Annotated in this window: 28 protein-coding genes and 1 pseudogene; 12 read left to right on the top strand and 17 right to left on the bottom strand. The window is 33.4% G+C overall.

Features of this window, described 5'->3' with window-relative positions; translation table 11 throughout:
- Positions 1 to 2 precede the first annotated feature (2 nt).
- From K0R77_RS00620 to K0R77_RS00560, 13 genes and pseudogenes are all read right to left on the bottom strand, one after another.
- On the bottom strand, positions 3 to 389 hold the full coding sequence (locus K0R77_RS00620) for an HU family DNA-binding protein (protein WP_300346197.1): 387 nt from the start codon (positions 387 to 389) through the stop codon (positions 3 to 5).
- 162 nt (positions 390 to 551) lie between these two features.
- Positions 552 to 1,076 carry a GNAT family N-acetyltransferase gene (locus K0R77_RS00615; protein ID WP_300348267.1) on the bottom strand — a complete coding sequence of 175 codons (525 nt, stop codon included), beginning with the start codon at positions 1,074 to 1,076 and terminating at the stop codon, positions 552 to 554.
- Between the two features lie 15 nt (positions 1,077 to 1,091).
- Positions 1,092 to 1,583, bottom strand: a pseudogene (locus tag K0R77_RS00610) (GNAT family N-acetyltransferase); the annotation flags it as partial.
- A 71-nt stretch (positions 1,584 to 1,654) separates the two neighbouring features.
- The gene (locus K0R77_RS00605; RefSeq protein ID WP_300346195.1) at positions 1,655 to 3,016 is read right to left on the bottom strand and encodes an MATE family efflux transporter; all 1,362 of its coding nucleotides are present in this window, start codon (positions 3,014 to 3,016) and stop codon (positions 1,655 to 1,657) included.
- 70 nt (positions 3,017 to 3,086) lie between these two features.
- Complete coding sequence (locus K0R77_RS00600; RefSeq protein ID WP_300346193.1) at positions 3,087 to 4,271, bottom strand: sigma-54 dependent transcriptional regulator; 1,185 nt, start codon at positions 4,269 to 4,271, stop codon at positions 3,087 to 3,089.
- 56 nt (positions 4,272 to 4,327) lie between these two features.
- Entirely contained in the window at positions 4,328 to 4,987 is a 660-nt protein-coding gene (locus K0R77_RS00595; RefSeq protein ID WP_300346191.1) for a YggS family pyridoxal phosphate-dependent enzyme, read from the bottom strand.
- Positions 4,988 to 5,129: 142 nt separating this feature from the next.
- Entirely contained in the window at positions 5,130 to 5,996 is an 867-nt protein-coding gene (locus tag K0R77_RS00590; protein WP_300346189.1) for a polysaccharide deacetylase family protein, read from the bottom strand.
- 118 nt (positions 5,997 to 6,114) lie between these two features.
- Positions 6,115 to 6,843 carry a DUF72 domain-containing protein gene (locus tag K0R77_RS00585; protein WP_300346184.1) on the bottom strand — a complete coding sequence of 243 codons (729 nt, stop codon included), beginning with the start codon at positions 6,841 to 6,843 and terminating at the stop codon, positions 6,115 to 6,117.
- 9 nt (positions 6,844 to 6,852) lie between these two features.
- The gene (locus K0R77_RS00580) at positions 6,853 to 9,702 is read right to left on the bottom strand and encodes a heavy metal translocating P-type ATPase (RefSeq protein WP_300346182.1); all 2,850 of its coding nucleotides are present in this window, start codon (positions 9,700 to 9,702) and stop codon (positions 6,853 to 6,855) included.
- 231 nt (positions 9,703 to 9,933) lie between these two features.
- A complete protein-coding gene (locus tag K0R77_RS00575; RefSeq protein ID WP_300346181.1) occupies positions 9,934 to 10,494 on the bottom strand; it encodes a helix-turn-helix transcriptional regulator in 561 nt (186 codons plus the stop codon).
- Positions 10,491 to 10,886, bottom strand: a complete 396-nt coding sequence (locus K0R77_RS00570) for a hotdog domain-containing protein (protein ID WP_300346180.1) — start codon at positions 10,884 to 10,886, stop codon at positions 10,491 to 10,493. The genes K0R77_RS00575 and K0R77_RS00570 overlap by 4 nt, the downstream gene beginning before the upstream one ends.
- A gap of 95 nt (positions 10,887 to 10,981) precedes the next feature.
- Positions 10,982 to 11,200 carry a DUF6157 family protein gene (locus K0R77_RS00565; protein WP_300348255.1) on the bottom strand — a complete coding sequence of 73 codons (219 nt, stop codon included), beginning with the start codon at positions 11,198 to 11,200 and terminating at the stop codon, positions 10,982 to 10,984.
- 35 nt (positions 11,201 to 11,235) lie between these two features.
- On the bottom strand, positions 11,236 to 11,385 hold the full coding sequence (locus K0R77_RS00560) for a DUF6157 family protein (protein ID WP_300346179.1): 150 nt from the start codon (positions 11,383 to 11,385) through the stop codon (positions 11,236 to 11,238).
- A gap of 265 nt (positions 11,386 to 11,650) precedes the next feature.
- Between K0R77_RS00560 and K0R77_RS00555 the strand changes: the two genes are divergently transcribed.
- Positions 11,651 to 12,031: an RNA-binding protein gene (locus K0R77_RS00555; RefSeq protein WP_264748445.1), complete on the top strand. Its 381-nt coding sequence runs from the start codon at positions 11,651 to 11,653 to the stop codon at positions 12,029 to 12,031.
- Positions 12,032 to 12,142: 111 nt separating this feature from the next.
- Here K0R77_RS00555 and K0R77_RS00550 read toward each other — a convergent pair whose 3' ends face one another.
- The gene (locus K0R77_RS00550) at positions 12,143 to 12,607 is read right to left on the bottom strand and encodes a BlaI/MecI/CopY family transcriptional regulator (RefSeq protein ID WP_300346175.1); all 465 of its coding nucleotides are present in this window, start codon (positions 12,605 to 12,607) and stop codon (positions 12,143 to 12,145) included.
- A 45-nt stretch (positions 12,608 to 12,652) separates the two neighbouring features.
- Positions 12,653 to 13,300, bottom strand: coding sequence for a phosphatase PAP2 family protein (locus K0R77_RS00545; protein WP_300346174.1), 648 nt, complete (start codon positions 13,298 to 13,300; stop codon positions 12,653 to 12,655).
- Positions 13,301 to 13,426: 126 nt separating this feature from the next.
- Between K0R77_RS00545 and pdhA the strand changes: the two genes are divergently transcribed.
- From pdhA to K0R77_RS00530, 3 genes are all read left to right on the top strand, one after another.
- Positions 13,427 to 14,428, top strand: a complete 1,002-nt coding sequence (gene pdhA / locus K0R77_RS00540) for a pyruvate dehydrogenase (acetyl-transferring) E1 component subunit alpha (RefSeq protein ID WP_300346173.1) — start codon at positions 13,427 to 13,429, stop codon at positions 14,426 to 14,428.
- Positions 14,429 to 14,509: 81 nt separating this feature from the next.
- Positions 14,510 to 16,126: a pyruvate dehydrogenase complex dihydrolipoamide acetyltransferase gene (locus K0R77_RS00535; RefSeq protein ID WP_300346172.1), complete on the top strand. Its 1,617-nt coding sequence runs from the start codon at positions 14,510 to 14,512 to the stop codon at positions 16,124 to 16,126.
- A gap of 232 nt (positions 16,127 to 16,358) precedes the next feature.
- Positions 16,359 to 17,036, top strand: coding sequence for a GLPGLI family protein (locus K0R77_RS00530; protein WP_300346171.1), 678 nt, complete (start codon positions 16,359 to 16,361; stop codon positions 17,034 to 17,036).
- 55 nt (positions 17,037 to 17,091) lie between these two features.
- Here K0R77_RS00530 and fsa read toward each other — a convergent pair whose 3' ends face one another.
- Positions 17,092 to 17,745 (bottom strand): fructose-6-phosphate aldolase, encoded by a 654-nt coding sequence (gene fsa / locus K0R77_RS00525; protein WP_300346170.1) that lies wholly within the window; start codon positions 17,743 to 17,745, stop codon positions 17,092 to 17,094.
- A 129-nt stretch (positions 17,746 to 17,874) separates the two neighbouring features.
- Between fsa and K0R77_RS00520 the strand changes: the two genes are divergently transcribed.
- Positions 17,875 to 18,363 carry a YdeI/OmpD-associated family protein gene (locus tag K0R77_RS00520; RefSeq protein ID WP_300346169.1) on the top strand — a complete coding sequence of 163 codons (489 nt, stop codon included), beginning with the start codon at positions 17,875 to 17,877 and terminating at the stop codon, positions 18,361 to 18,363.
- Positions 18,364 to 18,428: 65 nt separating this feature from the next.
- Here K0R77_RS00520 and K0R77_RS00515 read toward each other — a convergent pair whose 3' ends face one another.
- Positions 18,429 to 18,962, bottom strand: coding sequence for a hypothetical protein (locus K0R77_RS00515; protein ID WP_300346168.1), 534 nt, complete (start codon positions 18,960 to 18,962; stop codon positions 18,429 to 18,431).
- Between the two features lie 194 nt (positions 18,963 to 19,156).
- On the opposite strand from K0R77_RS00515, the gene pepE reads away from it, so the two are divergent.
- From pepE to K0R77_RS00480, 7 genes are all read left to right on the top strand, one after another.
- Positions 19,157 to 19,849: a dipeptidase PepE gene (gene pepE, locus K0R77_RS00510; RefSeq protein WP_300346167.1), complete on the top strand. Its 693-nt coding sequence runs from the start codon at positions 19,157 to 19,159 to the stop codon at positions 19,847 to 19,849.
- Positions 19,850 to 19,890: 41 nt separating this feature from the next.
- The gene (dacB, locus tag K0R77_RS00505; RefSeq protein ID WP_300346166.1) at positions 19,891 to 21,264 is read left to right on the top strand and encodes a D-alanyl-D-alanine carboxypeptidase/D-alanyl-D-alanine-endopeptidase; all 1,374 of its coding nucleotides are present in this window, start codon (positions 19,891 to 19,893) and stop codon (positions 21,262 to 21,264) included.
- 7 nt (positions 21,265 to 21,271) lie between these two features.
- On the top strand, positions 21,272 to 22,429 hold the full coding sequence (locus K0R77_RS00500) for a HAMP domain-containing sensor histidine kinase (RefSeq protein WP_300346164.1): 1,158 nt from the start codon (positions 21,272 to 21,274) through the stop codon (positions 22,427 to 22,429).
- A 75-nt stretch (positions 22,430 to 22,504) separates the two neighbouring features.
- Positions 22,505 to 23,173: an ABC transporter ATP-binding protein gene (locus K0R77_RS00495; RefSeq protein WP_300346162.1), complete on the top strand. Its 669-nt coding sequence runs from the start codon at positions 22,505 to 22,507 to the stop codon at positions 23,171 to 23,173.
- Between the two features lie 14 nt (positions 23,174 to 23,187).
- Positions 23,188 to 23,763, top strand: a complete 576-nt coding sequence (locus K0R77_RS00490) for a murein L,D-transpeptidase catalytic domain-containing protein (protein WP_300346160.1) — start codon at positions 23,188 to 23,190, stop codon at positions 23,761 to 23,763.
- Positions 23,764 to 23,802: 39 nt separating this feature from the next.
- A complete protein-coding gene (gene radC, locus K0R77_RS00485; RefSeq protein ID WP_300346158.1) occupies positions 23,803 to 24,480 on the top strand; it encodes a DNA repair protein RadC in 678 nt (225 codons plus the stop codon).
- Complete coding sequence (locus K0R77_RS00480; protein WP_300346156.1) at positions 24,477 to 25,394, top strand: hypothetical protein; 918 nt, start codon at positions 24,477 to 24,479, stop codon at positions 25,392 to 25,394. The genes radC and K0R77_RS00480 overlap by 4 nt, the downstream gene beginning before the upstream one ends.
- The last annotated feature ends 1 nt before the right edge of the window (position 25,395 follow it).

The raw sequence follows: 25,395 nt of genomic DNA, 5'->3' as shown, positions 1-25,395 counted from the left end.
GCTTACTTAGCTTTTTCAAACTTCATAATAGCAAGCATTTCTTTGAGGTCAATCCCTGGTCGAAACGCTATTTTTGCCCCTTTAATCATTGAAGAATTAAATTGTTCGGCAGTTTCTGCACCTTCGCTACTCAGAGAGATACTGAATGAGCCAAAATCCCCAAATCTTACAATTCTTCCTTCCGAAAGATGTTTTGCAAGTGCTTTGGTCAAATCATTCAAAACTGCTAAAACATCGGTGTCACTTACCGTGGTAGAGCCACCCGCAATTTCTTTACTCAGACTACGGAAGGTGACTTCACCCGTAGACTTTGCTGTGGCATAGAATTTTTTCGGAATGGTTTGATCAGACGGATTTCCTTTTTCGCTTAATGAATACTGTACTGGCATATTGTTGTGTTTTTTTTAGATTACAATATCAAATATACAGTTTATGTCAATATATAATAATGTTTTTTATATACTATGCATAGTTTATTTATGAATATCCCTTCAAATATTTCTACTTTCTTAAAGTTTTAATGATGATTTTCTTCTTTTGAAAAGATGGTTCTACTTTAATTCTTTTTTCATCATAATATCCGTCTGATCCTCATTACCAAATTTAAAAATATGCTTGTCAAATTCTACAAAACCGTTTTTCTTATAAAACTGAACAGCCCTGTGGTTTTCTTCCCAGACACCCAGCCAAACGTAATCTGCATTTTTTTCTCTGGCAATTTCTAAAGCCTTATCATAAAGAATCTGACCTACTTTTTTGCCATGAAAATCTTTTGAAACGTAGATTCTTTCTATTTCCAGCGAGTCTGCTTTCTTTAGTTCTGTCTGCGCATCACCGGTGTTTACTTTCAAATATCCGATCACCTCATTTCCTGAAAGCGCAAAGAAAAATATTGAATTTTTGTTTTGAATTTCAGCTGTCAACTTATCGATGGTAAAACCTTCTGCCATATATTGGGCCATATTTTCTTCCGTATTGTAGGGTGAGAAGGTATCAAAGAAGGTTTGCTTTGCTATTTTTTGTAATGTTTCTATATCTTCTGTTCTGATTTGTTTAAGTACAATCTTCTGCTGCATATTTTTAATATTTTTAATTGAATAAATTACACCTTCTTTACCTCCAAAATCAAAATCTTTTTTATATTGAAGTCCTGCTTTTTCTAAAACTTTGATGGAGGCTGAGTTTTCTTTCATAGCTCTTCCGATAATTGTTTCTAAATCTAATTTTTCAAAACCATAATTAATACAGGCTTTTGCACTTTCAGTTGCATAACCCTTATTCCAGAAATGTTCAAAAAAGCGAAACCCAATATCAGTTTCATCAAGCATTTCGTCATGTTTTAATCCACACCAACCGAGAAATCCCTGAGTTGATTTATTGATCACCGCCCATCTTCCAAAGCCGTTTTTTTGATAATCTGAATAGTTTTCCAAGAACCTTTTAGCTTCATTTAAATCTTCAAATGCAGAGTTTCCAGTATATTTTATGACGTTTGGATTTAAGTTTAATTCGTAAAAACTTTGTGCATCATTGATATTAAGTTCTCTGAGCAAAAGACGTTCTGTTTCTACAATAAATTTCACCAGTTTAGTTTTTTATTATTTTACTTCAGCATTAAATATATAAAAGCGATCCAAAGACCGCTTTCAATTTATCATTTGTTGGCTTCAATTCGCTTTGCAGATAAATTGAGAAAACGTACTACGAGCATAAATGCTGAAATCGTTAATCCCAATCCCAGAGCGATCCACATTCCGAATGCGCCCATTTTCATCGTCACACAAAGGAAATATCCCAACGGAATTGTAATCACCCAATAGGCAATAAACGTATAGATAGAAGGAATTTTTACATCCTGCAATCCTCTTAAAGTTCCCAACGCCGTCACCTGAATTCCGTCAGAAAGCTGGAATAACGCAGCGATGATCATCAGTTTTGAAGCCAAAGTAATCACTTCAATTTCTTCACTTTTGGTAAAGAATGTCGGAAGAATATTTCTCCCTGAAATAAAGATTACTCCACAAATACACATGAAAATAAAAGCGATTTTCAGATTGTTGATTCCAACTTTTCTTAGTTCAACGAAATTCTGTTCACCTAATTTTCTCCCAATCATTACCGTTGAAGCTACACTAAAACCAATACATAAATTAAAAGTAAATGAAGCCATGCTCAATGCAATCTGATGTGACGCAATATCATGCGAGGAAATTAATCCGCATATAAAAGCGGCAGCAGCAAAAGCGGTTACTTCAAAAAACATCTGTAAAGCAGTAGGAAAACCGATTCTTATCATTTTTTCAAACATTTTTTTGGAGAAAACCTCAATTTTTAATGTAAAATCTTTGATATACTGTCTCGTTTTTTTCTCTTTAAGCAAAACATAGTAAAGAAAAACAACCATGAAAACTCTGGCTATCAAACTTGCCAAAGCAGAACCTTTCACCCCCATTTCAGGGAAAATCCATAATCCTTTGATGAAGACATAGTTCAGAATGATGTTGATGACATTGGCAATGATGGTTGCTTTTGTAACTCCGATCGTGTACGAAAGTCCTTCTGAAACTTCTCTTAAAGTCTGAAATGCCATAAAAGGAACAATGCTGATCGCCATGATCCAGAGAAAATCTACCGTATCAGGAATGATTTTCGCAGGTTGACCCGAATGGTAGAGTAGTGGTAATCCTAAAAATAAAACCAGCATCAGAATAACTCCAACCGTCATGTTAATAACGAACCCATGACTGAAAACTGAATTAATGGTTTTATGATCATTCTGAGAATGCGCCTCAGAAACCAATGGCGGAATAGCAAAAGAAAACCCCAATGCTAAAACAAACATTGAGAAAAATACAGCATTTCCCAGAGATACAGAGGCCAAAGCATCTGCACCAAGCAATTTTCCGACAATGATATTATCAAATAAGTTCACCGAAACCTGACCGACCTGAGTTAGCATCACAGGAAGCGCCAAAGTCAGGGCTTCTTTCGTATAGTTTTTATTTAAAAAGTTCATAACAGTTCAAAAAAAAAATTGCAGTAATAATACTGCAAATTTTTATTATATATTTTAATTAATAATTAAATTATTTTCTCACAAAACTTGCAACATCCTCTTCAGAAACAGTAGTTCCTCCAAGAATAATCAATCTTTCAACAACGTTTCTCAATTCTCTGATGTTTCCTGTCCATGACAGCGCTTTTAAGGCATCAATGGCAGTGTCATCAAATTTTTTCAAGGCAGTACCGTGCTCATCAGAAATCAACGCTGAAAAGTGGTCTACCAATAATTTGATGTCTTCTTTTCTCTCATCCAAAGGCGGAACGTAGATTTCAATCACCGAAAGTCTGTGATACAAATCTTCTCTGAATCTTCCTGCCTCGATTTCTTTCGCCATATTTTTGTTGGTTGCTGCAAGTACTCTCACATCAACTTTTATTTCTTTATCGCTTCCTACAGGAGAAACTTTGCTTTCCTGCAATGCTCTTAAAACTTTCGCCTGAGCAATTAAGCTCATATCTCCAATCTCATCCAAGAAAATAGTACCGCCATTTGCCTGCTCAAATTTCCCCTGCTTATCTTTGATTGCACCTGTAAACGAACCTTTTACGTGTCCGAAAAGTTCAGATTCGATTAATTCTGAAGGGATTGCAGCACAGTTGACTTCTACCATCGGACCTCTTGCTCTTTCACTTAAATTATGAATGGCATGAGCAACCAATTCCTTCCCTGCACCGTTTGGACCTGTAATCAAAACTCTTGCGTCTGAAACCGCCACTTTCTCGATCATCTCCTGAATTTTTTTCAAAGGAGCAGATTCACCGATCATTTGGTATTTTTTGTTGACTTTCCTTTTCAGGGTTTTGTTTTCGGTTTGAAGATTTTTATTTTCTTTTTTTAAAGTTTCTTTTACCAAAGCATTTTTCACACTGGTAATCAATCGGTTGATGTCGATTGGTTTTGAGATAAAATCGTAAGCTCCATCCTTTAAGCAAGCTACCGCAGAATCAATGTCTGCATGCCCTGAAATCATGATAAATGTAGATTCAGGTTTTAAAACCAAACTTTGTTTTAAAAACTCGGTACCTGACATTTTAGGCATTTTAATATCTGAAATTACTAAGGCAAAGTCTTCTTTTTCAACTTGTTTATAACCTTCAAGGCCGTCTTCGGCAATAACAAATTCGTAATCGGTAAGTTCATCCGAAAGAATACTTTGAAGTACTCCGGAGATTGCTTTTTCGTCTTCTACAATAAGGATTTTTTGCATAGTCGCAAATTTAGTTAATTTTTGCTCAATTGCATCAAAAACTGTTCCTAAATCTGCTATTTGGAATAATCTCTCCGCCCGAAAATCGCCGAACCGACACGCACAGAATTGGCTCCGCACTCAATTGCGATAGGGAAGTCGTCACTCATTCCCATAGAAAGAGTTTGTAAAGGTTTCGTTTTACTTAGATCATCGAAAAGATCTTTTAGAATTTTAAATTCTTTTCTTACCTGATCTTCATCCTCTGTGAAGGTTGCCATTCCCATTAATCCTGTGACTTCAATATTTGAAAATTCACCGTCAACAAATTTTTGAAACAGATTTTTAGCTTCATCTGTTTCAAGCCCGAACTTAGTTTCTTCTTCAGCAATTTTCACCTGTAGTAAAACTTTAATTGTGCGGTTGTATTTTGCAGCTTCTTTATTGATTTCGTTCAAAAGCTTTTCAGAATCTACGCTTTGAATGGTGTCAATAAATTCTGCAATGTATTTTATTTTATTGGTTTGAAGATGCCCGATCAAATGCCATTCAATATCTTTCGGAAGTAAAGGATATTTTTCAGTCAATTCCTGAACTTTATTTTCACCAAAAACTTTTTGTCCCAAATCATAAACTTCCTGAATCGCTGAAACGGGATGTGTTTTTGAAACAGCGACCAATTCAACATTCGCCGGAAGCTGACTTTTTATATTGTTGTAATTTTCATAAATACTCATAAATGCAAATTTCTGAAATTTAGAAAAGAAAAACTATTTAATTGTGAATTTTATTGATTTAAGATTCCCGCAGATTTTCACAGATTATTATGTGTAATTAAAATGTAACATACAGATCTGTGAAAATCTGCGGGAGATTAAATTAATTCAAAACTTCATTAATTCTAGGATATTTAGAAATTTTCCTGAATACAAAACGATTGCTTTTCTGAAGTTTTTCGATGAATAAATCAAGTTCGTTAATAGAATCTGCATCCGTTAAATATTGATCGTGTGTAAGAAAAACCAAATGTCTGGAAGTTTTTTCGAGATCATTAAAGAAAATACTGTCCACTTTTTTGAGCATTTCCTGATGGTTTCCTTTCAAAGCCATTTTGTTGGTGGGTTTCCATTCGAGATCCCAACCAACTATTTTGTAACCAGCACTTTTGAGTTTGTTTGCAGCTTCATTTGAAGTTTTTATATCTGTACTTGTAATATTATTGAGTCTCCAGATGTTTCTTCCGGGCGTTCTTGCGATTTTATTTTTTAATTTTAAACTGTCTTTTGCGGTATCAAAGTCATGAATTACCAACGCAGGATTTCTGTAAAAATCTGTGTATTTATTATGAGCGTGAGTATGACTGTGATTGGCTAATTCAACAAGTCGGTCTTTTCTCAAAGATTCAAGATCATCTTTTTGTCTTTTGCTTCCTGTAGCATGTTGACCAACTAAAAATGCAGTTGCACAAACGTTTCTTTTATGAAGTATTTTCAAGAGATTTTCGGTTCCCCGGTTGGGACCATCATCGAAAGTGAGATAGATTACTCTTTTATCTGAGATGACATTTTCATCATCAATTTTCTGGACTTTGATTGCGACGGGATGTTTTTCTGAAATTATCTTCTGAGATTCTTTCTTGTCTTTTTTCTCATTGCAGCTGTTGAATAAGATTGTGGTTGCACTCACCAATGCAAACACCCCAAGAAAAGTCTTGTTCACAGACTTTTCCGCAAAGTTTTTTTTCATAAAAGTAAATGGAAATTAAATTGTTAAAAAATGTTAAATTTTCAGAAATAAAGTTAACAAATTTTAAGCCAATTTTTACATAAGTTTTAAATTTTTAATAAAATTTTAATAAAAGATTTTATCCTGAAATTTTCTGAAGATATAACCCATTTTTAATAGCTGCAGTTCCCCAAGTATTATTAAAAAATACATATGTTTTAAGATCTGAATTTTTAATTTTTTCAGCTAATTCGTTTAAAAAATCTTCTGAATATTCTGATTTATATAAAATCGGTTTGCCGTGAAGACGATAATACAGGACATCTTTAGAATTAATGATAACATCTTCAGGAAGATTTCCAGGAAAACTCACACCTGAAAAAATGATATTGTTGTCTTTCAAAACTTTAAAAATTTCTTCGTTCCACCATGATTCATGACGGAATTCTATAACATTTAAAAAGCGGTAATCAAGATTTTCTAAAATGATTTTTAAATTCTCATCTGTATTTTTAAACGAAGGTGGAAACTGATATAAAAATCCTGCAAGTTTTCCCTTTAAATTAGCTTCAATATGATTACAAAATTCTGTAATTTCTTCTTTGCAATTTTCCAAACGTTTTTCGTGCGAAATAGTCTTTGGAATTTTAATGAAAAATTTAAAATCAACAGGTGTTTCATCGAACCATTTTGTCAGAGTTTTTGCGGTCGGTTTTCTGTAAAAAGTAGAATTGATTTCAACCGAATTAAATTGTTGAGAATATAAAATAAGAAATTCTTTGCTTTTCGCATCTTCGGGATAAAGAGAGCCTTTCCAATCATTGTTATAAAAGCCTGAACAACCTATATAGATTTTTTCTTTTTCCATTTTGAAATTTTAATGTTTTTCTTTGATCTCCAAATTCACAGAATTTAATCTCAATGAATTTAAAATCACAGATAAAGAACTGAAACTCATTGCCGCTGCTGCAATCATAGGCGACAGCAGAATTCCAAAAAACGGATACAATAATCCTGCCGCAATAGGTATTCCCAATACATTATAAATAAAAGCAAAAAAAAGGTTTTCTTTGATATTTCTGAGAAGTTTTTCGCTAAGGATCTTAGCTTTAGCAACGCCAATGAGATCTCCTTTCAGCAAAGTAATTTCCGAACTTTCAATGGCAACATCAGTTCCTGTTCCCATCGCAATCCCGATGTTGGCTTGTGCTAAAGCAGGGGAATCATTGATTCCGTCGCCGGTCATGGCTACTATTTTTCCTTGTTGCTGTAATTTTTTCACTTCATTTAATTTATCTTCAGGAAGACAGTTTGCTTTAAAATGTTTGATTCCCAATTCATCAGCAACAGCTTTTGCGGTATGTTTATTATCACCCGTCATCATCATTACATCAATGCCGTCTTTTAGGAGAAGTTCAACTGCTTTTTTAGAACTTTCTTTAATTTTATCCGTAAAACTTATAAATCCTAAAACTTCATTTTCCTGTGCAACATAAGAGATGGTATGTGCTTTTGACTGAATTTCAATAGCTTTTTGCTTTAAATTTTTTGGAATTTGAATCTGATTAGAAATTAACAGACTTTCGTTTCCTAAATAAACAGTTTTTCCGTTGATGATTCCTTTTACACCTTTTCCGGAAATGTTTTCAAACTGGTTTACTTTTTCAGTAGAAATATTTTCTTCTTCAGCTTTTTTGATTACAGCATTTGACAAAGGATGTTCTGAATTTTGGTTTAATGAATAGGCCAGTTTTAAAATTAAATCCTGATCATTATTTGCAGTTTCAATATGTTCAACAGAAGGTTTTCCTTCAGTCAAAGTACCTGTTTTATCGGTGATTAGAATGTTTACTTTATTCATCTGTTCAAGTGCTTCTGCATTTTTAATCAGGATTCCGTTTTTAGCTCCTTTACCAATTCCGACCATTAAAGACATCGGTGTTGCAAGTCCTAAAGCACACGGACAAGCTACGATGAGAACTGCAACAGCATTGACGAATGCAAACAGACTTTTCTTCCCTTCCGGACCGAAAAATTGCCAGAGAATAAATGTTACAACTGCAACCAAAATAACAGTCGGAACAAATATTTTAGCTACTTTATCGGTCAGTTTCTGAATCGGAGCACGGCTTCGGCTTGCGTCATTGACCATTTTTATGATTTTTGAAAGCAGAGTTTCATCACCTACTTTTTCGGCTTTCATAATGAAAACCTGATTTCCGTTTATGGTTCCGGAAGTTACCTGATCGTTTATGTTTTTTTCAACAGGAATCGGTTCACCGGTAATCATACTTTCATCTACAGTAGAATTTCCTTCAGTGATTTTACCATCAACAGGAATTTTTTCACCAGGTTTTACTTTTAAAAGATCTCCGATTTTAATTTCTGATAACGAAACTTTTTTTTCTTCTCCGTTTACGAGTAAATTAGCTTCATCAGGAGAAAGATTCATGAGTTCTTTGATCGCATTTCCTGTTTTTTTGTGTGCTAAAGCTTCCATTAGCTGACCTAAAATCACCAAAGTAATAATGACACAAACTGCCTCAAAATACAGCGGACTTTCATGACCGTTACCTCTGATTTCGTGCGGAACGACATCCGGAAAAATTAAAGCAACAATACTGAAAATAAATGCAGCCGAAATACCTAAAGCAATCAAACTGAACATATTTAAGTTCCATGTTTTGAATGAAACAAATCCTCTTTTCATCAAAAACCATCCCGAATAAAACAGAACAGGAAGTGTTAAAATGAATTCAATATAACCCTGAATTTCATGTGAGAAAGGAAAATCGATCAACATTCCGCCCATTGAAAGAATAAAAACGGGGATTGTAAAAACTAAAGAAATGATGAATTTTTTCTTTAAAATAGTATACGTTTCGTCTTCATCGTTGTTTTCACTGTCGGGCATTCTTACAAGATCCATTCCGCAGATGGGGCAATCTCCCGGTTCATTTTTAATGATTTCGGGGTGCATCGGACAAGTGTATTTTGTGGTCTTTTTCTCAGGATATTTAACCAAATCCATTCCGCAAACCGGACAACCGACATTTGAATCATATGTTTTATCACCTTCACAAAACATTGGACAGTAATATCTTCCCGCCATATCATCAGTAACTTTCGGAGCTTCATGGTGTTCGTGATGATGAGAGTGAGAATGATGAGCAGATTTTGAATTTTCAACCAAATTTTCAGTGATTTCTTCGAGATGCATGTGGCAAACAGGACAATCTTTTTTTTCGGTATAAATTTTATCACCTTCGCAAAACATCGGACAATAATATTTTCCAATATTGTTTTTAAAGTTTTCAGGTAAATTGGTTGTTGAAAAAGTAGGTTTGAAATTAGGATCTTTTGCCAGTTTTTCTTCAATCGGAACTAAAAACATATTGCAAACCGGACATCTTTCGCCTTGTTTAAAATACACTTTTTCACCCTCACATTCCATCGGGCAATAATAAACTGAAGATGGGGAAACTCTGTACTGTGGTTTTATAAGGGCATTATCTGGACTGTTTGAATCTTCAAGTTTGTAATTTCCAATTTCTTCTAAAGCTTTATTTAATTCATTTAAATTAATTTCTTTATCAGAAGTAATAATTGCTGTATTATTTTCTAGGTTGATTTCAGCATTTATATGTTCAAGACTGTTGAGTTTTTCTGAAATTTTGTTCTGACAACCTGAACAGGTCATCCTAAGTATTTTATATTGCTTTTGCATGATCCTAAATTTATTGTACAAATTTCCAAAATGAAATTCGAAAGCTGTTATAAATTTAAGGATAATGTTTATAGAATTTGGTTAGTTATAGTTAGTTAGTTAGTTAGTTAGTTAGTTAGTTAGTTAGTTAGTTAGTTAGTTAGTTAGTTAGTTAGTTAGTTAGTTAGTTAGTTAGTTAGTTAGTTAGAATTACTTAACTGTAAAACTGAATAATTGTACACTAATTAACTTTCAGACTTGATCCAATGGTTTTCTGTCGAGCACTTTTAGTTTTTTGAATTCGGTAGGAGTGTAGCCTGTACTGTTTTTGAATTGTGAAGAAAGATGCTGTACACTTTTGTAACCCATATGAATTGCGATTTCAGTCAAAGTGAAGTCGTTATTGAACAGAAGTTCTTTCACTTTTTCAATTCTCTGTAGGATATAATACTGTTCTAAAGTGATGTTTTCATTTTGTGAAAAAACTTTAGATAAAGCACTGTAATCTTTATGTAATGCGTTACTTAAGAAATTTGACAATAGAAAATTTTCGTCAGTTTCCAGTCTGCTTATTTTTAGAATAATCAGATTTTTTATACTTTCGATAAGCTGTTGAGAAGGATCTTTGATGATTTCAAAACCTATCTTTTCAAGCTTATTTTCGATAATAAAACGTTCGTTTTCTGAAATTTCAGACTCAGTTTCCACTTCGCCAAGATGAATGGTTTTGACTTTTACTTCGGCCTCGTCAAAAATATTTTGAACCGCAGAAATACATCGGTCACAAACCATATTTTTTATGAGAATTTTCATAGCGGATTGTTGAGTCGGTCTTTTACAAATTCAACTTTTGTTTTTCCGTGCGGTGAAGGATTTCCGTCTTCATCAAGGTTTACCATTACGATTCTTTCGACTGTTATAATCGTTTGATGGGTCATTTTGTTTCTCACGGCACATTTTAAAGTAAGGGAAGTAGAACCAAAAGCCGAAACTTCAATACCAATTTCGATAATATCACCCTGCTTTGCAGAACTTACAAAATTGATCTCCGAAATATATTTGGTTACCACTTTTTTATTTTCAAGCTGAATCACAGCGTACAAAGCAGCTTCCTCATCAATCCACTGCAAAAGTTTTCCTCCGAAAAGTGACTGATTAGGATTTAGATCTTCAGGCTTTACCCATTTTCTGGTGTGATAGTTCATGTATTTGATATTTGCAGCACAAATTTAATATTTAAAACTGAGTTTTCTGAGTGTTTGCTATGTTTTAATCAAAACAAAAGCATTTATAAACTCAATTATTTTCTTTTAGAACGCATTGCTTTTACTTTTTTTACGGAATCGTTTTGAACTAAATTCTGATATTCCTCACTCTCTATTGGAAATATTGCCACTTTACCAGCAGTATTATGATGAAATCCGAAACCGTATCTTTTTGCTAATGCTGAAGAGCGAAAGCATGGTTGACCTTTTGAGAAAAATTTCACTCTTTCATCTGATTTTTCACCCTCAGAAATATCGTTCTTTATGACATAAGATTCAAAGATAATATCTATTGGTAAGGATTTTTAATTAATTGCTCATACTGAAGATTTGCCACTGTTTTTTCTTTCTTTTCAGGCGGAGTCTGACTTACTGAAACCGGACAGTCTTCTGAGACCTCAATAAATGTATTGATATAGTTGGTTGTGTGCTGCTTCATCGGATGTTTTTTAGAGTTTAATTTGGTTAATTATTTTTCATAAATAACATGGATTTTATTTGTTTAAACTTTTGATTATTAGCTAAATTAATGATTTTTAATATTAAATTTTCTTTAATAGATGAAATAATTATAAAAAAGCTTTGATTTATTTATTTTAATTGTATCTTGCAAGCGTTTATATCAGGAATCAATATTATGTTCATTATTATGTTGTTTTTCTTTTATACCAGAATTTATATTAATTTTTTAATTTTTTTTTAAAATGAACATTTTTGTTTCAAACATCAATTACGCAACTAAAGAATATGAGTTGCACGATTTATTCGCAGAATTTGGCGATGTATCATCTGCTAAAATTGTTACAGACAGAGAAACTGGTCGTTCTAGAGGTTTCGGTTTCGTAGAAATGGGTGACGAAGAAGGAGCTCAAGCTATCGAAGCTCTTAATCAAAAAGAACTTAACGGAAAGATCCTTAACGTGTCTGAGGCTAAGCCAAGAGAAGAAAAACCAAGAAGAAGTTTTGATAATAACAGAAGCGGAGGTGGAAGTTATGGTAACAACCGTGGAGGAGGTAACTCTGGAGGTGGTTACGGAAACAATAACAACCGTGGAGGTAACGGCGGCGGCGGAAGTCGTTGGTAAAAAAAATGAAGCGGCTTTTAGCCGCTTTTTTTTATGTATCTATTTTAATTAGTATAATCCAAAGATTAGTTTTAAACTAACAACTGAAAACTAATAGCTATCAACTCACTATCAATCTTTTTTCTTCTTCTTTTTATCCTTTCCTTTTTTGTCTTTCTTCGGATTTAAAATTTCTTCTGCATATTCCAGTGTCGGAGTTTTCACTTTTACAGGTTTCATTTCAATTTTAAGATCAAAATAATCTTTCAGATCATTCTGTGAGATCAGATTTTCTTTAAATAAGAATTCTAAAATTTCTTTCCCGGAATCATTAAAGAATTGATGAGTAAGATCTCTCAACAAAAACTTTTTATACTCTTCAAAAGGAACTTGAACGCTGTATTTGAAAATTCTACCTTCTTTTTCCGTAGATAAATAACCCTTCTCAACCAATATTTTCAAATAAGTAGAAACTGTATTCTGGTGCGGTTTGGGTTCCTGATGTTTTTCCATGACATCCTTTAAATAAAAAGAATCAAGATCCCAAAAAAGTTTCATTAAATTTTCTTCTGCTGACGTAAGATGATTTATTTTCATATTTGAATTTAATTTTAATAAATAAGAATAGGTAATTTTAAAAGCTTATTTAATGGTAGTTTCCACAGGAATTACTTCAGTTGGTAGATCATTGCGCTGATACTTATTGTTGCAATAAAGATAAATAAAAGAAACTAAAAAAGCGATTCCTGCACCCGTAAAAACTTCTTTTACTGTATGCCTTTTTAAAATAACTCTGGTAATTCCTACCAAAATTGCAATCGCAAGCCATACAAAACCAATTTTCACATCAAATGCAAAAAATAAAGCTGCCACAAAAACATTGAATGCCGTATGCATCGAACTTTTTATATATAGATTACTGAATTGCAAAGCGAATAAAAGAATTAAAATAAACAACATTACAAAGTCGATAAATCCGTTTTTGATATAATTAAATGTTAAATAAGAAATTATACAGACCGCAATGAAGATATACAGGGTTTTCCGTTGAACTCTGTTTGATACATCCATATTAGTGTAGCGACCTGTTTTTACATTCCAGATAATCCAGATAATTACCGGAAGAATGGTGATTAAAAGAATTGGTAAAAAGTGAGTAGCAGCTTCTTTAAATGTATAATTCTGAATGCTGAAATACACGAAATAAATAACCAGAGAAACTAAAGGATTAAAAAAATCTGAGATAATTCTTGAAACAATTTGTAATAATGTGGTCTTCTTTTCTTCCATATTGAAGTTTGTGATGTAAATATAACATTATAACTAAAAAAACAATTGCTCTATATATAATAAAAACAAAGTTTTTTTTATATTTTTGCTCAACTATTTCATAATAAATAAGCAAGAAGCTAGCACATGAAAGAATTTTCTAAAGAGGTATACCTGAAGTGGTATGAAGATATGACAATGTGGAGAAGGTTTGAAGACAAATGCCGTTCTCTTTATTTAAAACAAAAAATCAGAGGTTTTTTACATTTGTACAACGGTCAGGAAGCTATTCCTGCAGGTTTTACTCATGCAATGGATTTAACTAAAGACAGCATGATCACTGCTTACAGATGCCACATTCATCCGATGGCAATGGGAGTAGACCCGAAAAGAATTATGGCAGAACTTTGTGGTAAAGCTACAGGTACTTCCGGAGGTATGGGTGGATCTATGCACATTTTCAGTAAAGAACACCGTTTCTATGGAGGTCACGGTATTGTAGGAGGTCAGATTCCTTTAGGTGCAGGTATTGCTTTTGCAGATAAATTCTTCGACAGAAAAGCAGTAAACATCTGTTTCTTTGGTGACGGTGCTGCAAGACAAGGTTCTCTTCACGAAACTTTCAACATGGCAATGAACTGGAAACTTCCCGTAGTATTTGTGGTTGAAAACAATCAGTATGCGATGGGAACTTCTGTAAAAAGAACTGCAAACCACGAAGATATTTACAAATTGGGTCTTGGTTACGAAATGCCTTGTCTTGCTGTAGATGCAATGGATCCTGAGAAAGTAGCTGAAGCTGCTTATGAAGCTATTGAAAGAGCAAGAAGAGGAGACGGGCCAACTTTCATCGAAGCAAGAACTTACCGTTACAGAGGACATTCTATGTCTGATGCAGAACCATATAGATCTAAGGATGAAGTTGCTATTCACAAAAAAGATGATCCAATTGAATTGATCAAGGCAAGAATCTTAGAAAACAACTGGGCAACAGAAGAAGAATTGGAAGCTACAGACAACAAATCGAGAGATTTCGTAGAAGAATGCATCGAGTTTATGGAAAATTCTCCATACCCGACTGCAGAGAAAATCTATGAGTATGTTTACGCTCAGGAAGATTACCCATTCTTAGATAAATTAGAAAATTAAAAATAATAATTAATTTGTTGTTTGAATTTGAGATGCCTGAATCTCAAATCTCGAATCTCAAATCTCAAATCAATATAGATTATGGCAGAAGTTATTACAATGCCACGTCTTTCCGACACTATGACGGAAGGTAAGGTGGCGAAATGGCATAAAAAAGTAGGAGATAAAGTAAAGGAAGGAGATATTTTAGCTGAAATTGAAACAGATAAAGCTGTTCAGGATTTTGAGTCTGAAATTGAAGGAACACTTTTATTTGTAGGCGTTGAAGAGGGTTCTGCAGCAGCAGTAGATTCTGTTTTGGCAATTATCGGTAGCGAAGGAGAAGATATTTCTGCACTAAAAGGAGGAAATGCTCCAGCGGCTGAAGGAGGTTCTGAAGAGAAAAAATCTGAAGAAGAATCTAAAACAGAAAATGAATCTACAAGTGTAGAGCAAACTTCAGCAGAAGTTCCTGCAGGAGTAGAAGTGATTACTATGCCAAGGCTTTCTGATACAATGACAGAAGGTAAAGTAGCTAAATGGCACAAAAATGTTGGAGATACAGTAAAAGAAGGTGACTTACTTGCTGAGATCGAAACAGATAAAGCAGTTCAGGATTTTGAATCTGAATTTAATGGAATTCTTTTGAAGCAAGGTGTTGAAGAAGGAAGTGCTGCACCTGTAGATTCGGTTCTTGCGATGATAGGACCTGCAGGAACAGATGTTTCGGGAGTTGGTGCTCCAAAGCAGGCATCAAAATCAGAAGATAAACCAGCCGCACAAAAATCTGAAACAAAAACTGAAGAGAAATCGGTTGCACAAACTGTAAGTGCATCATCATCAGACAGGGTGGCAATTTCACCTTTAGCTAAAAAAATGGCTCAGGAGAAAGGCGTTGATATCAACAGTCTTCAGGGCTCTGGTGAGAATGGAAGAATTGTGAAAAAAGATGTTGAAAATTATCAGCCTTCACAAAAAACTGAAGCTGCTCCATCACAAAGCAATGCTGCAGCTCAGGTTGCATTAAGCTTCGTACAGGGAGAAGACACAGAAACACCAAACTCTCAGGTAAGAAATATTATTGCAAAACGTCTTTCTGAAAGTAAATTTACTGCGCCTCATTATTATCTAATGGTTGAAATCAACATGGATAAGGCGATTGAAGCGAGAAAAGAAATTAACTCGTTGCCGGATACGAAAATTTCATTCAACGATATGGTGATTAAGGCGACAGCTGTAGCTTTAAGAAAACATCCGCAGGTGAACTCAAGCTGGGCAGGAGATAAAGTAATTCACAGAGGAAACATCAACGTTGGAGTAGCAGTTGCGATTCCTGACGGATTAGTTGTTCCGGTTCTGAAGAATACAGATCAGATGAATTACACTCAGATTTCTGCTGCTGTAAAAGATATGGCAGGAAGAGCAAAATCTAAAGGTCTTAAAGCAAACGAAATGGAAGGTTCTACATTCTCTATTTCAAACTTAGGAATGTTCGGAATCGAAACTTTTACAAGTATCATCAACCAGCCGAATGCCGCAATTCTTTCAGTAGGTGCAATTATTGAAAAGCCAATCGTAAAAGATGGGCAAATCGTTGTAGGAAACATTATGAAACTTTCATTAGCTTGTGATCACAGAGTGGTTGATGGTGCTACTGGAGCTCAGTTCTTACAAACTTTAAAAACATATTTAGAAAGTCCTTTAACTTTGTTACTGTAATTTTTCTTTCTATATCATATTGAAACCTCTCAAGATGAGAGGTTTTTTTGTTTTAAATGCTTTAGTTTAGTTTTTAAATATTCTGTCTTCTGAAATATTGCCCATAAAAAATAAAATCCCATTTTAGTGAAAAAAATATCAATGAAGAAAATCATTATCGTAATGCTTTTATTTTTATGCATAGGAGCTTACGCACAAAATCAAAGATTCAGCTATGATTACAAATTTGTAAGTGATTCTACTGCAAAAAGATAAATCTGAGGCAGAACTGATGTATCTTGATGTTTCAAAAAAAGGTTCCAAATTTTATAGCCCTGATAAAGTTCAGTATGTTGTCGAAAAATCTTATCCCGATTATAAAATTTATTTCTTTAATCGTTTAGATATGGATGAGTATAAAATATCTGATGACAGAAAATTAGATTGGAAAATTCTTTCTGACAAAGAAAAAATTGGGGAGTTTAATGCTCAGAAAGCAACCGTAAAATTTGCAGGAAGACAATGGACCGCTTGGTTTACAACTGATATTCCATTTCAGGATGGGCCTTACAAATTCAATGGTTTGCCCGGATTGATTGTGAAAATTGAAGATAAAACAAATTCTCATTCATTTATTTTGAAAGAAGTAAAAAATCTGAAACCGGATGAAGTTTGGATTAGTGAAAATGATAAAAAGAGATTTGATCCATTAATTATTCTGAATCAGGACAAATACAAAAAACAGTTTATTGATTCAAGAAACAACCCGACAAAAGGGATGAGACAGTTGATGTCAAGAGGTGGAAGCGTAACTTTCACAGTCAATGGGAAAGAGGTTGATGCAAATAAAATGCTGCATGATCAAGAAAAAAGAGCAAAGGAAAATAATCTAAAAGATAACAATATCTTAGAACTCGATTTATTGCAATAAAAAAATACCCTAAACTTTAGCTTCGGGTATTTATTATTTTAAACTTAAAAAAAAATTAAGCTAATTTCTGAGAATCTGTGATAAATTGAGCTAAACCGCTGTCTGTTAAAGGGTGTTTCAACAAACTCAAGATCGGAGGAAGTGGGGAAGTGATGACATCTGCACCAATTTTAGCACAGTCGATAATGTGCATTGAGTGACGGATAGAAGCTGCTAAAATTTCAGTTTCATACATATAGTTATCAAAAATCAATCTGATTTCCTGAATCAAATTTAATCCGTCAGTAGAAATGTCGTCTAATCTTCCTAAGAAAGGAGAAACGTAAGATGCACCGGCTTTAGCAGCTAAAAGAGCCTGTCCAACAGAGAAAATCAACGTACAGTTGGTTCTGATACCTTTATCAGAAAAATATTTCAAAGCTTTGATACCGTCTTTGATCATTGGAATTTTTACAACGATATTTGGGTGAATAGCAGCCAGTTCATCCCCTTCTTTGATCATTTCTTCGTAAGTTGTAGAAAGCACTTCTGCAGAAATATCTCCGTCTACAATCTCACAAATTGCTTTGTAATGATTTTTAATCGCTTCAGCTCCCTGAATACCTTCTTTTGCCATCAATGACGGATTAGTGGTTACACCATCCAGAATTCCAAGGTCTTTAGCTTCTTTAATTTGCTCTAAATTAGCAGTGTCAATAAAAAATTTCATTTCGTATAATAGATTTATTCCGGCAAAGATAATGAATACTTTGTAATTGAACTGTGAGTTGCAAACCTGAATTTAATTTCATAGAAAGTTTTAAATTTACTTCTTAAAGCTAGAAAAATTTTATTCCTCATGAAAAAAAGTCATTTCAAAGCACATCTCAAGATCATCGGAATCAACCCTTTTATTTTTTTACCTGAAGAAATTTTGACTGAAATATTTGAAAAATCAGGAAAGAACAAAAGCCCTATTCCGGTAAAGGGATTTGTAAATGATGTTGAATTCAGACAGAATTTAATGAAATACCTCGGTGAATGGAGATTATATATTAATTTAAAGATGTTAAAAAATTCACCTAAAAGAATCGGTGAAATTCTTGATATTTCAATAGAATATGATCATGTAGCAAAAATAGATCATATTCATCCGGATTTGGAAAAAGCAATTAATAAAAATCCTGTGGCGTTAAAAAATTTTGAAAATCTGATTCCATCAAGAAAAAATGAACTCATTAAATATATAAACAATCTTAAAACAGAAACAGCTATTCAGAAAAACATAGAAAAAATTATCCGCCATTTGAAAGGTGAAACCGATTTCTTCGGTAAGTATCTTAACTGAGAATAAATTTTGATATCATTTATAAAACCAAAATCCGGGAAATTTTCTCCGGATTTTGGTTTTTACTATGAATTTAAAGTCTGGTTGAGCTTTATTGCATCCTGATTTGTGGGATCATACTCTATAGATTTAGCAATATGTTCCTTTGCTTTTGTGGGATTACTTTTTTGTTCTGCAAATGCGAGATAAAAGTATGCGTAAGCAAGATTTTTCTTGCTTTGTTCAATCTCTTCAGGTTTTACAGTTGCAATATATTTTTCATAAGCAAGTTTTGCATTGGCATCATCTTTAGCCGATTGATAGGCATATGCCTGACTGTAATAAGAAGGCGACCAATCCGGTAACAAAACTGATATTTTTTTCCATGTATCTACGGCATTGGTCCAATCTGAAGCATCCTGATATGCAGTAGCCAATTTTGCTAAGGCTTCCGTATCTTTTGGATTCGCCTCAATTTGTTTTTTTAAACCTTCAATAATCGGATTTGCTTGTTTGGTAACAACAGGACTGCTTTCACTTTGTGGTTGAGTTGTTTGAGCATTCATCAAACTTGCACCGCCTGCAATTAGTAAACCTAAAAACAGATTTTTACTATTCATTTTAATCATTTTCATAATCTTTATTTTTAATATTGAAGTTTAAAATTCAATAATAATTCCATAAAAACAGAAATTTCAGAACCTTTAAGTTTTTTTAGATAATATTAACGAAACAATGTTTTTTTTAGCTTAATTTTTGATTCCTTAATGTTTCATTTATCTTTGTAAGCAACTGTAAATTTTAAATTGTCTGTATGAACATCATATTAGCTTCAACTTCCACACTATTCGGTGGAGAATATTTAGCCTATTTAAAAGAAGAATTACGAGAATTATATCAAGGAATTGACGAAATTATTTTTATTCCTTTTGCAAGACCCGGCGGAATTTCTCATAATGATTATACTCAAAAAGCCAATTCATTTTTTGAAACCATCAACATAAAAGTAAAAGGTTTGCATGAGTTTGAGAATAAAATCGATGCGTTAAACAATGCAAAAGGTTTTTTTACAGGCGGCGGAAACACTTTTTTGTTAGTTAAAACGTTGCATGAAGAAAATTTGATGAAGATTTTAAAGAAAAATATTGAAAATGGAAAGCCCTATTTAGGATGCAGCGCAGGAAGTAATATTGGCGGACAAAACATGAAAACTACGAACGATATGCCGATTGTTTATCCTCCAAGTTTTGAGTGTATGGGATTGGTTCCTTTTAATATTAATCCGCATTATCTTGATCCTAATCCGGATTTGAAGCATAATGGAGAAACCCGTGAAACCAGAATTAAAGAGTTTCTGACTCAAAATGATACTAAAGTTGTTGGTTTAAGAGAAGGAAACTGGATCAGAAGAATTGGCGACACAATTACTGTTGAAGGAACTGAATTAACGAGGATTTTTGAGAAAGAAAAGGAACCTTATGAAATAGAAGCAGGAAGCCAACTATAATTTCAATTCTTAATTTTATATTTGAATAAATATCTTTTTCCATGAAGAAAACAATTTCTGTTTTAATTTTTTCGACACAAATCATCTTTGCTCAAAATATCAGTCAAAAACTGGAAGATGCTACGAAAAATCTGATGAATTCCTCAAAGGCAATTTCATCAAATTTATCATTTTATGTTGCTGATGAAAGCGGAAATTTAATCTATGAATTTCAGGGAAATAAAGGTTTGTCTACAGCTTCTACCCAAAAAATATTTACTGCAGCAGCAGCTTTGGAAACTCTAGGCAAAAATTACACTTATAAAACTACTTCATCATATTCCGGAACAATTTCTAATGGAAATTTAAACGGAAATCTTTTCATTACTTCAAATGGCGATCCTACTTTGGGAAGTTGGAGATATGAAGGTTACAAGCCTGAAAATTTTAAACAAAAATTATTAGAAGCTATCAAAAAATCAGGAATTACAAAAATTTCAGGTGAGCTGATTATTGATGACACTTATTTTGACCATCAGACAATTCCCGGAGGTTGGCCGTTTGATGATTTTGGAAATTATTATGGAGCAGGAGTTTGGGGGGTAAACTGGCGTGAAAATCAATTTGATATTAATATTAACGGAACAGATTTTAAAAGTTTTTCCTATCCTTTAGTGGGAATTAAATGGTTAAATGATTTGAAAGCAGCCGGAAGTTCAGATCAAAGTCTCATTTTCACTTCACCATATTCTGATATTGCTTTGATTAACGGAAGTTTACCTGCCGGAAAAGTAACGACCGTTTCAGGTTCTGTTCCCAATCCGCCTTTGCAGTTGGGTGTTGAAGTTGAAAAATGGCTGAAAGATTCCGGAATTGATTTCTCAGGGAAAGTAATGACCAATTCTAAGCTTGAAATTGATGGAAAGAAACCTTTAGAATATCCAAAAAGCAATATTATTCTTACTTATGAATCACCTACTTTAGACAAAATCGTCTATTGGTTTTTGAGAAAAAGTGTGAATATGTACGGAGAAAATTTAGTGAAAACTTTAGGAAAAGAAAAAAAAGGAAATGCCGGTTTCAAAAGTGGAGTAGCATATCTTAAAGAATTTTGGAAGTCGAAAGGAATCAATCCAAATATGATCAATTTTGCTGACGGAAGCGGACTTTCACCACAAAATTATGTTTCGGCAAAAGCAGAAGTTCAGGCTTTGATTTATGCTAAAAAACAAGCTTGGTTTGAAACGTATTACGACGGATTTCCAACTCAGGATAATGGCATGAAAATGAAAAGCGGAACGATGAGAGATACAAAATCTTACGCAGGCTATCATACTTCGAAAGACGGCAAAAAATATGTCTATGCAATCATCATCAACAATTATGAAGGAAGCGGAAGTACAGAATTGCAGAAGATTTTAAATGTTTTAAAATAAAATTCAATTGAAAAAAAGATCCATATTCTCCAGATTCAACAACTGGTTTATTTTTTCTCTGATGACTTTGGTTGTTGTAGTTATCGTGATTGCTTCAACTTTGGTAATTAATTATTTGAAAAAGGAAGAAGTACGAAGAGTTGATATTTTGGTAAGTGCCATAAAGTTCCAGCAGGAAGCTACTTCTCCGAGTTTAGAAGTTCAGTCATTGCTGCTTACCATTTACAGTTCCAATACTACGATTCCCGTGATTATTTTAGATAAAAATGATCAGATTATTGAGCATAAAAATATTTCAAAAGAGTACGAAAATAATAATCAGGAAATCATTGATTTGGCAAAACGGATGGCAAAAAAATATCCACCTATTGAACTTGAATTTTCTAATGGCAATAATCAGTTTCTTTATTATGATAACTCTAAGATTCTGAACAATTTACAATATTCTCCTTTTCTTTTAGGATTTTTTGTTCTTTGTTATTTCCTGTTTTCATTTTGGTTTTTACGAACAGTTAAGAAAACCGACGAAGGTTATCTTTGGGCAGGTCTGGCTAAAGAAACCGCGCATCAAATTGGGACACCTTTATCATCAATGATGGGTTGGATGGAAATCATGAAGCTTGAAAATCCCGATTCTGACGGAGTACATGAAATTGAAAAAGATATTGAAAGACTAAGAACAATATCAGAAAGATTTTCTAAAATCGGTTCTGTTCCGGAGTTGAACGATACCAATTTTAATGAAACCATTCAGGAGAATTATGATTATCTAAAAACAAGAATCTCAAAGAAAATTGACTTCACGCTTTTGCTTCCAACGTACAATATTTTGGTTCCTCACAACAAAATTTTGATGAGCTGGGTGATCGAAAATTTGGTAAAAAATGCCGTTGATGCCATGAAAGGACAGGGTTTTTTGCAAATGTCTGTTTTTGAACGCAACAAAAATATTCTGGTCGAAGTAAAAGACAATGGTAGCGGAATGACAAAATATCAGGCTCAAAATGCTTTCAAACCAGGATATTCTACAAAAAAACGAGGTTGGGGATTAGGTTTATCATTGGCGAAAAGAGTAGTTCAGGAATACCACAATGGAGATATACGGATTTCGCAAACTGAAGTCGGAAAAGGAACTACTTTCAGAATTCTTATTAAAAAAGGATAATTTTATATAAAATCATTGATACTAAAAGCTGTCGGCAAGAAGCCAAAAGCAAAAAAAAATCACTATTTTTGAAGCATGATTAGAGCAAGTAATATCCATAAATCTTATGGAAATCTGGAAGTTTTAAAAGGTGTTGATCTTCACATCAAAGCGGGCGAAGTTGTTTCAATTGTCGGTGAATCTGGCGCAGGAAAATCTACGCTATTGCAGATTTTAGGAACTTTAGACAGTCCTACAAATCCTAAAAATTATCAGACAGAAATTACTTTGAACGGCGAATCATTCATTAATATGACTGATAAGCAGATCTCAAGATTCAGAAATCAGAATATTGGTTTTGTATTTCAGTTTCATCAGCTTCTTCCGGAATTTACGGCATTGGAAAATGTTTTAATTCCTACAAAAATTGCCGGAGCGAATGAAAAAGAAGCAACAGAAAAAGCTTATGATTTGTTTGAAGATCTTAAAATTGCACATAGATTACATCATAAACCGAATCAGCTTTCCGGTGGTGAAGCACAGAGGGTGGCTGTTGCAAGAGCATTGATCAATTCTCCGAAAATCATTTATGCTGACGAACCGACGGGTAACTTAGACTCAAAAAATGCAGATGATCTTCACAGATTGTTTTTTGATTTAAGAGATAAGTACAACCAAACTTTCGTTATCGTAACACATAACCCGAATTTAGCTGAAATCACAGATCGCAAACTCGTGATGAAAGACGGTATGATCATAGAATAAAAACACAATTTTTGATGATGAAACATTTTTTTTTCCTGTTTATTTTTATTATTTCGTGCTCCAAAACACAATCTCAGCAAAATCAATTGACTTTGCCGGCAGCTAAAATTTTAGAAATCAAAGATTTTTTGAAAGGAAAAAATTACAATCAGGATATTGCCGTTTTTATTAATTTTAAAACACACTCAGGAAAATTTCGCTATTTTGTTTATGACCTGAAAAATGATAAAATTTTACAAAAAGCCATCGTTTCTCATGGTTCAGGATCTGTCGTTTCGAGATCAAATTCTTTGAAATTTTCAAATGTGGAAGGCTCTTACCAATCTTCTTTGGGAAAATACGAGATCAGAGAAAATTATGTCGGTAAATTTGGAAAAGCTTACAGATTACAGGGTTTGGATTCTTCCAATAGCAATGCAATGCAGCGTGCAATCGTTCTTCATTCTTACGATTGTATTTCGGATAAGGAATCAGAAGATCTCGCCTGTTTAAGTTTGGGCTGCCCGATGCTTTCAAAAATCGCTTTTAATCAAACTGCAAAATATATTGACCAATCTAAGAAGCCAATCATTTTGTACGCATTTTACTAGACTTTTACCTAAACCAAATAATTTATTACTAAAAAATCGATGTCCATAAAATTTCTTGCCGAAGATGACAGACCCAGAGAAAAATTTTTGCTGAAAGGCAGAAATTCACTTTCAGATTCCGAACTTTTAGCAATCATTATGGGAAGCGGAAGCCGGGATGAAACTGCCGTGGAACTGGCAAGAAAAATTTTGGCTTCGGTCAATAATAATTGGCATCAGCTGAGTTTACTGACCATAAAAGATTTAACTAAATTTAAAGGCATTGGTGAAGTAAAAGCAATTTCAATTGCAACAGCTTTGGAAATCGGAAAGCGAAGAGCGTCTCAGGAAATTCCTGAAAAACCGCAGATTTCGAGTAGTAATGATGCGTATCAGATTTTAAAACTTCATCTCGCAGACCTCAGAACAGAAGAATTTTGGGCAATTTTTCTGAATCAAAGCAACAAAGTTATTCATATTTCACGGCTCACCCAAGGCGGAATTAATCAGTCAATTGTCGATATTCGTATTGTTTTCAAAACAGCTTTGGATCATTTTGCGACCGGAATTATCATTTCGCACAATCATCCTTCCGGAAATTTAAAACCAAGTGATGAAGATATTCAAATCACAAAAAAAATTAAAGAAGCGGGAAATCTGATGAATGTCCAGCTTTTAGATCATCTCATCATTACCCAAAAATCCTATTTAAGTTTTGCAGACGAAGGCCTATTATGATTAAAAGACTGAAATATAACGAAATAGATTTTGAGAAATACACAAAATGTTTAGAAAATTCTGCACAGCGGAAATATTCTGCAGCAAAAGATTTTCTGGATATTACTTCAGGTAAACAATGGGAGCTATTAATTTACAATGATTACGAGGCAATAATGCCGGTTCCTTTTGTGTTTAAATTGGGTTTGAAAATTGTGCATAATCCAATGCTTTGCCAACAATTAGGAATATTTTCGCCTATCGATTCTGTGGAAATTAATACAGAATTCCTTTCATATTTAGAGAAAAATTACCTGATAAGAGTTTATTCTTTCAATGATATGAATCGTTTTAATTCAGATTTAAGAAAGAAAAAAAACTACATCATTTATCCTGATTCTTATCAAAATGTTTATTCGAAATATTCACCAAAAAGAAAACGAAAACTACGTTCCGATCCTGAAATTCTGAATGATTCTGAAGTAAAACTAATCGGTTTTGATGATGCAAAAGAATTTATTCAATCTCATTTATTAGGTGCAGAAAAACAAAGCGATACAGTTCGTTTTACTAATATTTTTCAAAATTTTTCACTTTGCGAGTTAGTCTTTTTTTATGCATATTATTATAAAAACAGGATTACCAATGTGATTGCGGTTTATTCGGATGAAAAAACCAATGCCTTGCTGGGTAGTTTTAATGATAAAAATTATGTGAAAATTTCCGGAGCTTCTATCCTTATAGATCATATCATAAAAGAAAATATAGGAAAAAAGATTTTTGATTTTGAAGGAAGCGAATTGCCCAATGTTGAAGAGTTTTTCAGAGGTTTTCGTCCCGAATTGAAACCATTTCCGGTAATTGAGTCCTCAAAAAAGAATTTATTTTTAAAATTTTTAAGCCCAAAATATCTTTTCAGATTTTTAAAGAAATAAA

Origin of the sequence: Chryseobacterium sp. (assembly GCF_029240215.1) — a bacterium.
In the GTDB taxonomy this organism is placed as follows: Bacteria; Bacteroidota; Bacteroidia; order Flavobacteriales; family Weeksellaceae; genus Chryseobacterium.
Note: the sequence above shows the minus strand (reverse complement) of the source record. Positions and strands in the feature narration are given on the sequence as shown.

Bases quoted from the DNA above. Each gene is read 5' to 3' on its own strand.
- K0R77_RS00605 (WP_300346195.1), bottom strand. From the start codon at position 3,016: ATGAACTTTTTAAATAAAAACTATACGAAAGAAGCCCTGACTTTGGCG.
- K0R77_RS00575 (WP_300346181.1), bottom strand. From the start codon at position 10,494: ATGAAAATTCTCATAAAAAATATGGTTTGTGACCGATGTATTTCTGCG.
- pepE (WP_300346167.1), top strand. From the start codon at position 19,157: ATGAACATCATATTAGCTTCAACTTCCACACTATTCGGTGGAGAATAT.
- K0R77_RS00585 (WP_300346184.1), bottom strand. From the start codon at position 6,843: ATGGAAAAAGAAAAAATCTATATAGGTTGTTCAGGCTTTTATAACAAT.
- K0R77_RS00595 (WP_300346191.1), bottom strand. From the start codon at position 4,987: ATGAGTATTTATGAAAATTACAACAATATAAAAAGTCAGCTTCCGGCG.
- K0R77_RS00535 (WP_300346172.1), top strand. From the start codon at position 14,510: ATGGCAGAAGTTATTACAATGCCACGTCTTTCCGACACTATGACGGAA.
- pdhA (WP_300346173.1), top strand. From the start codon at position 13,427: ATGAAAGAATTTTCTAAAGAGGTATACCTGAAGTGGTATGAAGATATG.
- K0R77_RS00550 (WP_300346175.1), bottom strand. From the start codon at position 12,607: ATGAAAATAAATCATCTTACGTCAGCAGAAGAAAATTTAATGAAACTT.
- dacB (WP_300346166.1), top strand. From the start codon at position 19,891: ATGAAGAAAACAATTTCTGTTTTAATTTTTTCGACACAAATCATCTTT.
- K0R77_RS00590 (WP_300346189.1), bottom strand. From the start codon at position 5,996: ATGAAAAAAAACTTTGCGGAAAAGTCTGTGAACAAGACTTTTCTTGGG.
- K0R77_RS00620 (WP_300346197.1), bottom strand. From the start codon at position 389: ATGCCAGTACAGTATTCATTAAGCGAAAAAGGAAATCCGTCTGATCAA.
- K0R77_RS00555 (WP_264748445.1), top strand. From the start codon at position 11,651: ATGAACATTTTTGTTTCAAACATCAATTACGCAACTAAAGAATATGAG.
- K0R77_RS00600 (WP_300346193.1), bottom strand. From the start codon at position 4,271: ATGCAAAAAATCCTTATTGTAGAAGACGAAAAAGCAATCTCCGGAGTA.
- K0R77_RS00560 (WP_300346179.1), bottom strand. From the start codon at position 11,385: ATGAAGCAGCACACAACCAACTATATCAATACATTTATTGAGGTCTCA.
- K0R77_RS00495 (WP_300346162.1), top strand. From the start codon at position 22,505: ATGATTAGAGCAAGTAATATCCATAAATCTTATGGAAATCTGGAAGTT.
- K0R77_RS00580 (WP_300346182.1), bottom strand. From the start codon at position 9,702: ATGCAAAAGCAATATAAAATACTTAGGATGACCTGTTCAGGTTGTCAG.
- K0R77_RS00490 (WP_300346160.1), top strand. From the start codon at position 23,188: ATGATGAAACATTTTTTTTTCCTGTTTATTTTTATTATTTCGTGCTCC.
- K0R77_RS00570 (WP_300346180.1), bottom strand. From the start codon at position 10,886: ATGAACTATCACACCAGAAAATGGGTAAAGCCTGAAGATCTAAATCCT.
- radC (WP_300346158.1), top strand. From the start codon at position 23,803: ATGTCCATAAAATTTCTTGCCGAAGATGACAGACCCAGAGAAAAATTT.
- K0R77_RS00515 (WP_300346168.1), bottom strand. From the start codon at position 18,962: ATGAATAGTAAAAATCTGTTTTTAGGTTTACTAATTGCAGGCGGTGCA.
- K0R77_RS00480 (WP_300346156.1), top strand. From the start codon at position 24,477: ATGATTAAAAGACTGAAATATAACGAAATAGATTTTGAGAAATACACA.
- K0R77_RS00545 (WP_300346174.1), bottom strand. From the start codon at position 13,300: ATGGAAGAAAAGAAGACCACATTATTACAAATTGTTTCAAGAATTATC.
- K0R77_RS00520 (WP_300346169.1), top strand. From the start codon at position 17,875: ATGAAAAAAAGTCATTTCAAAGCACATCTCAAGATCATCGGAATCAAC.
- fsa (WP_300346170.1), bottom strand. From the start codon at position 17,745: ATGAAATTTTTTATTGACACTGCTAATTTAGAGCAAATTAAAGAAGCT.
- K0R77_RS00615 (WP_300348267.1), bottom strand. From the start codon at position 1,076: ATGCAGCAGAAGATTGTACTTAAACAAATCAGAACAGAAGATATAGAA.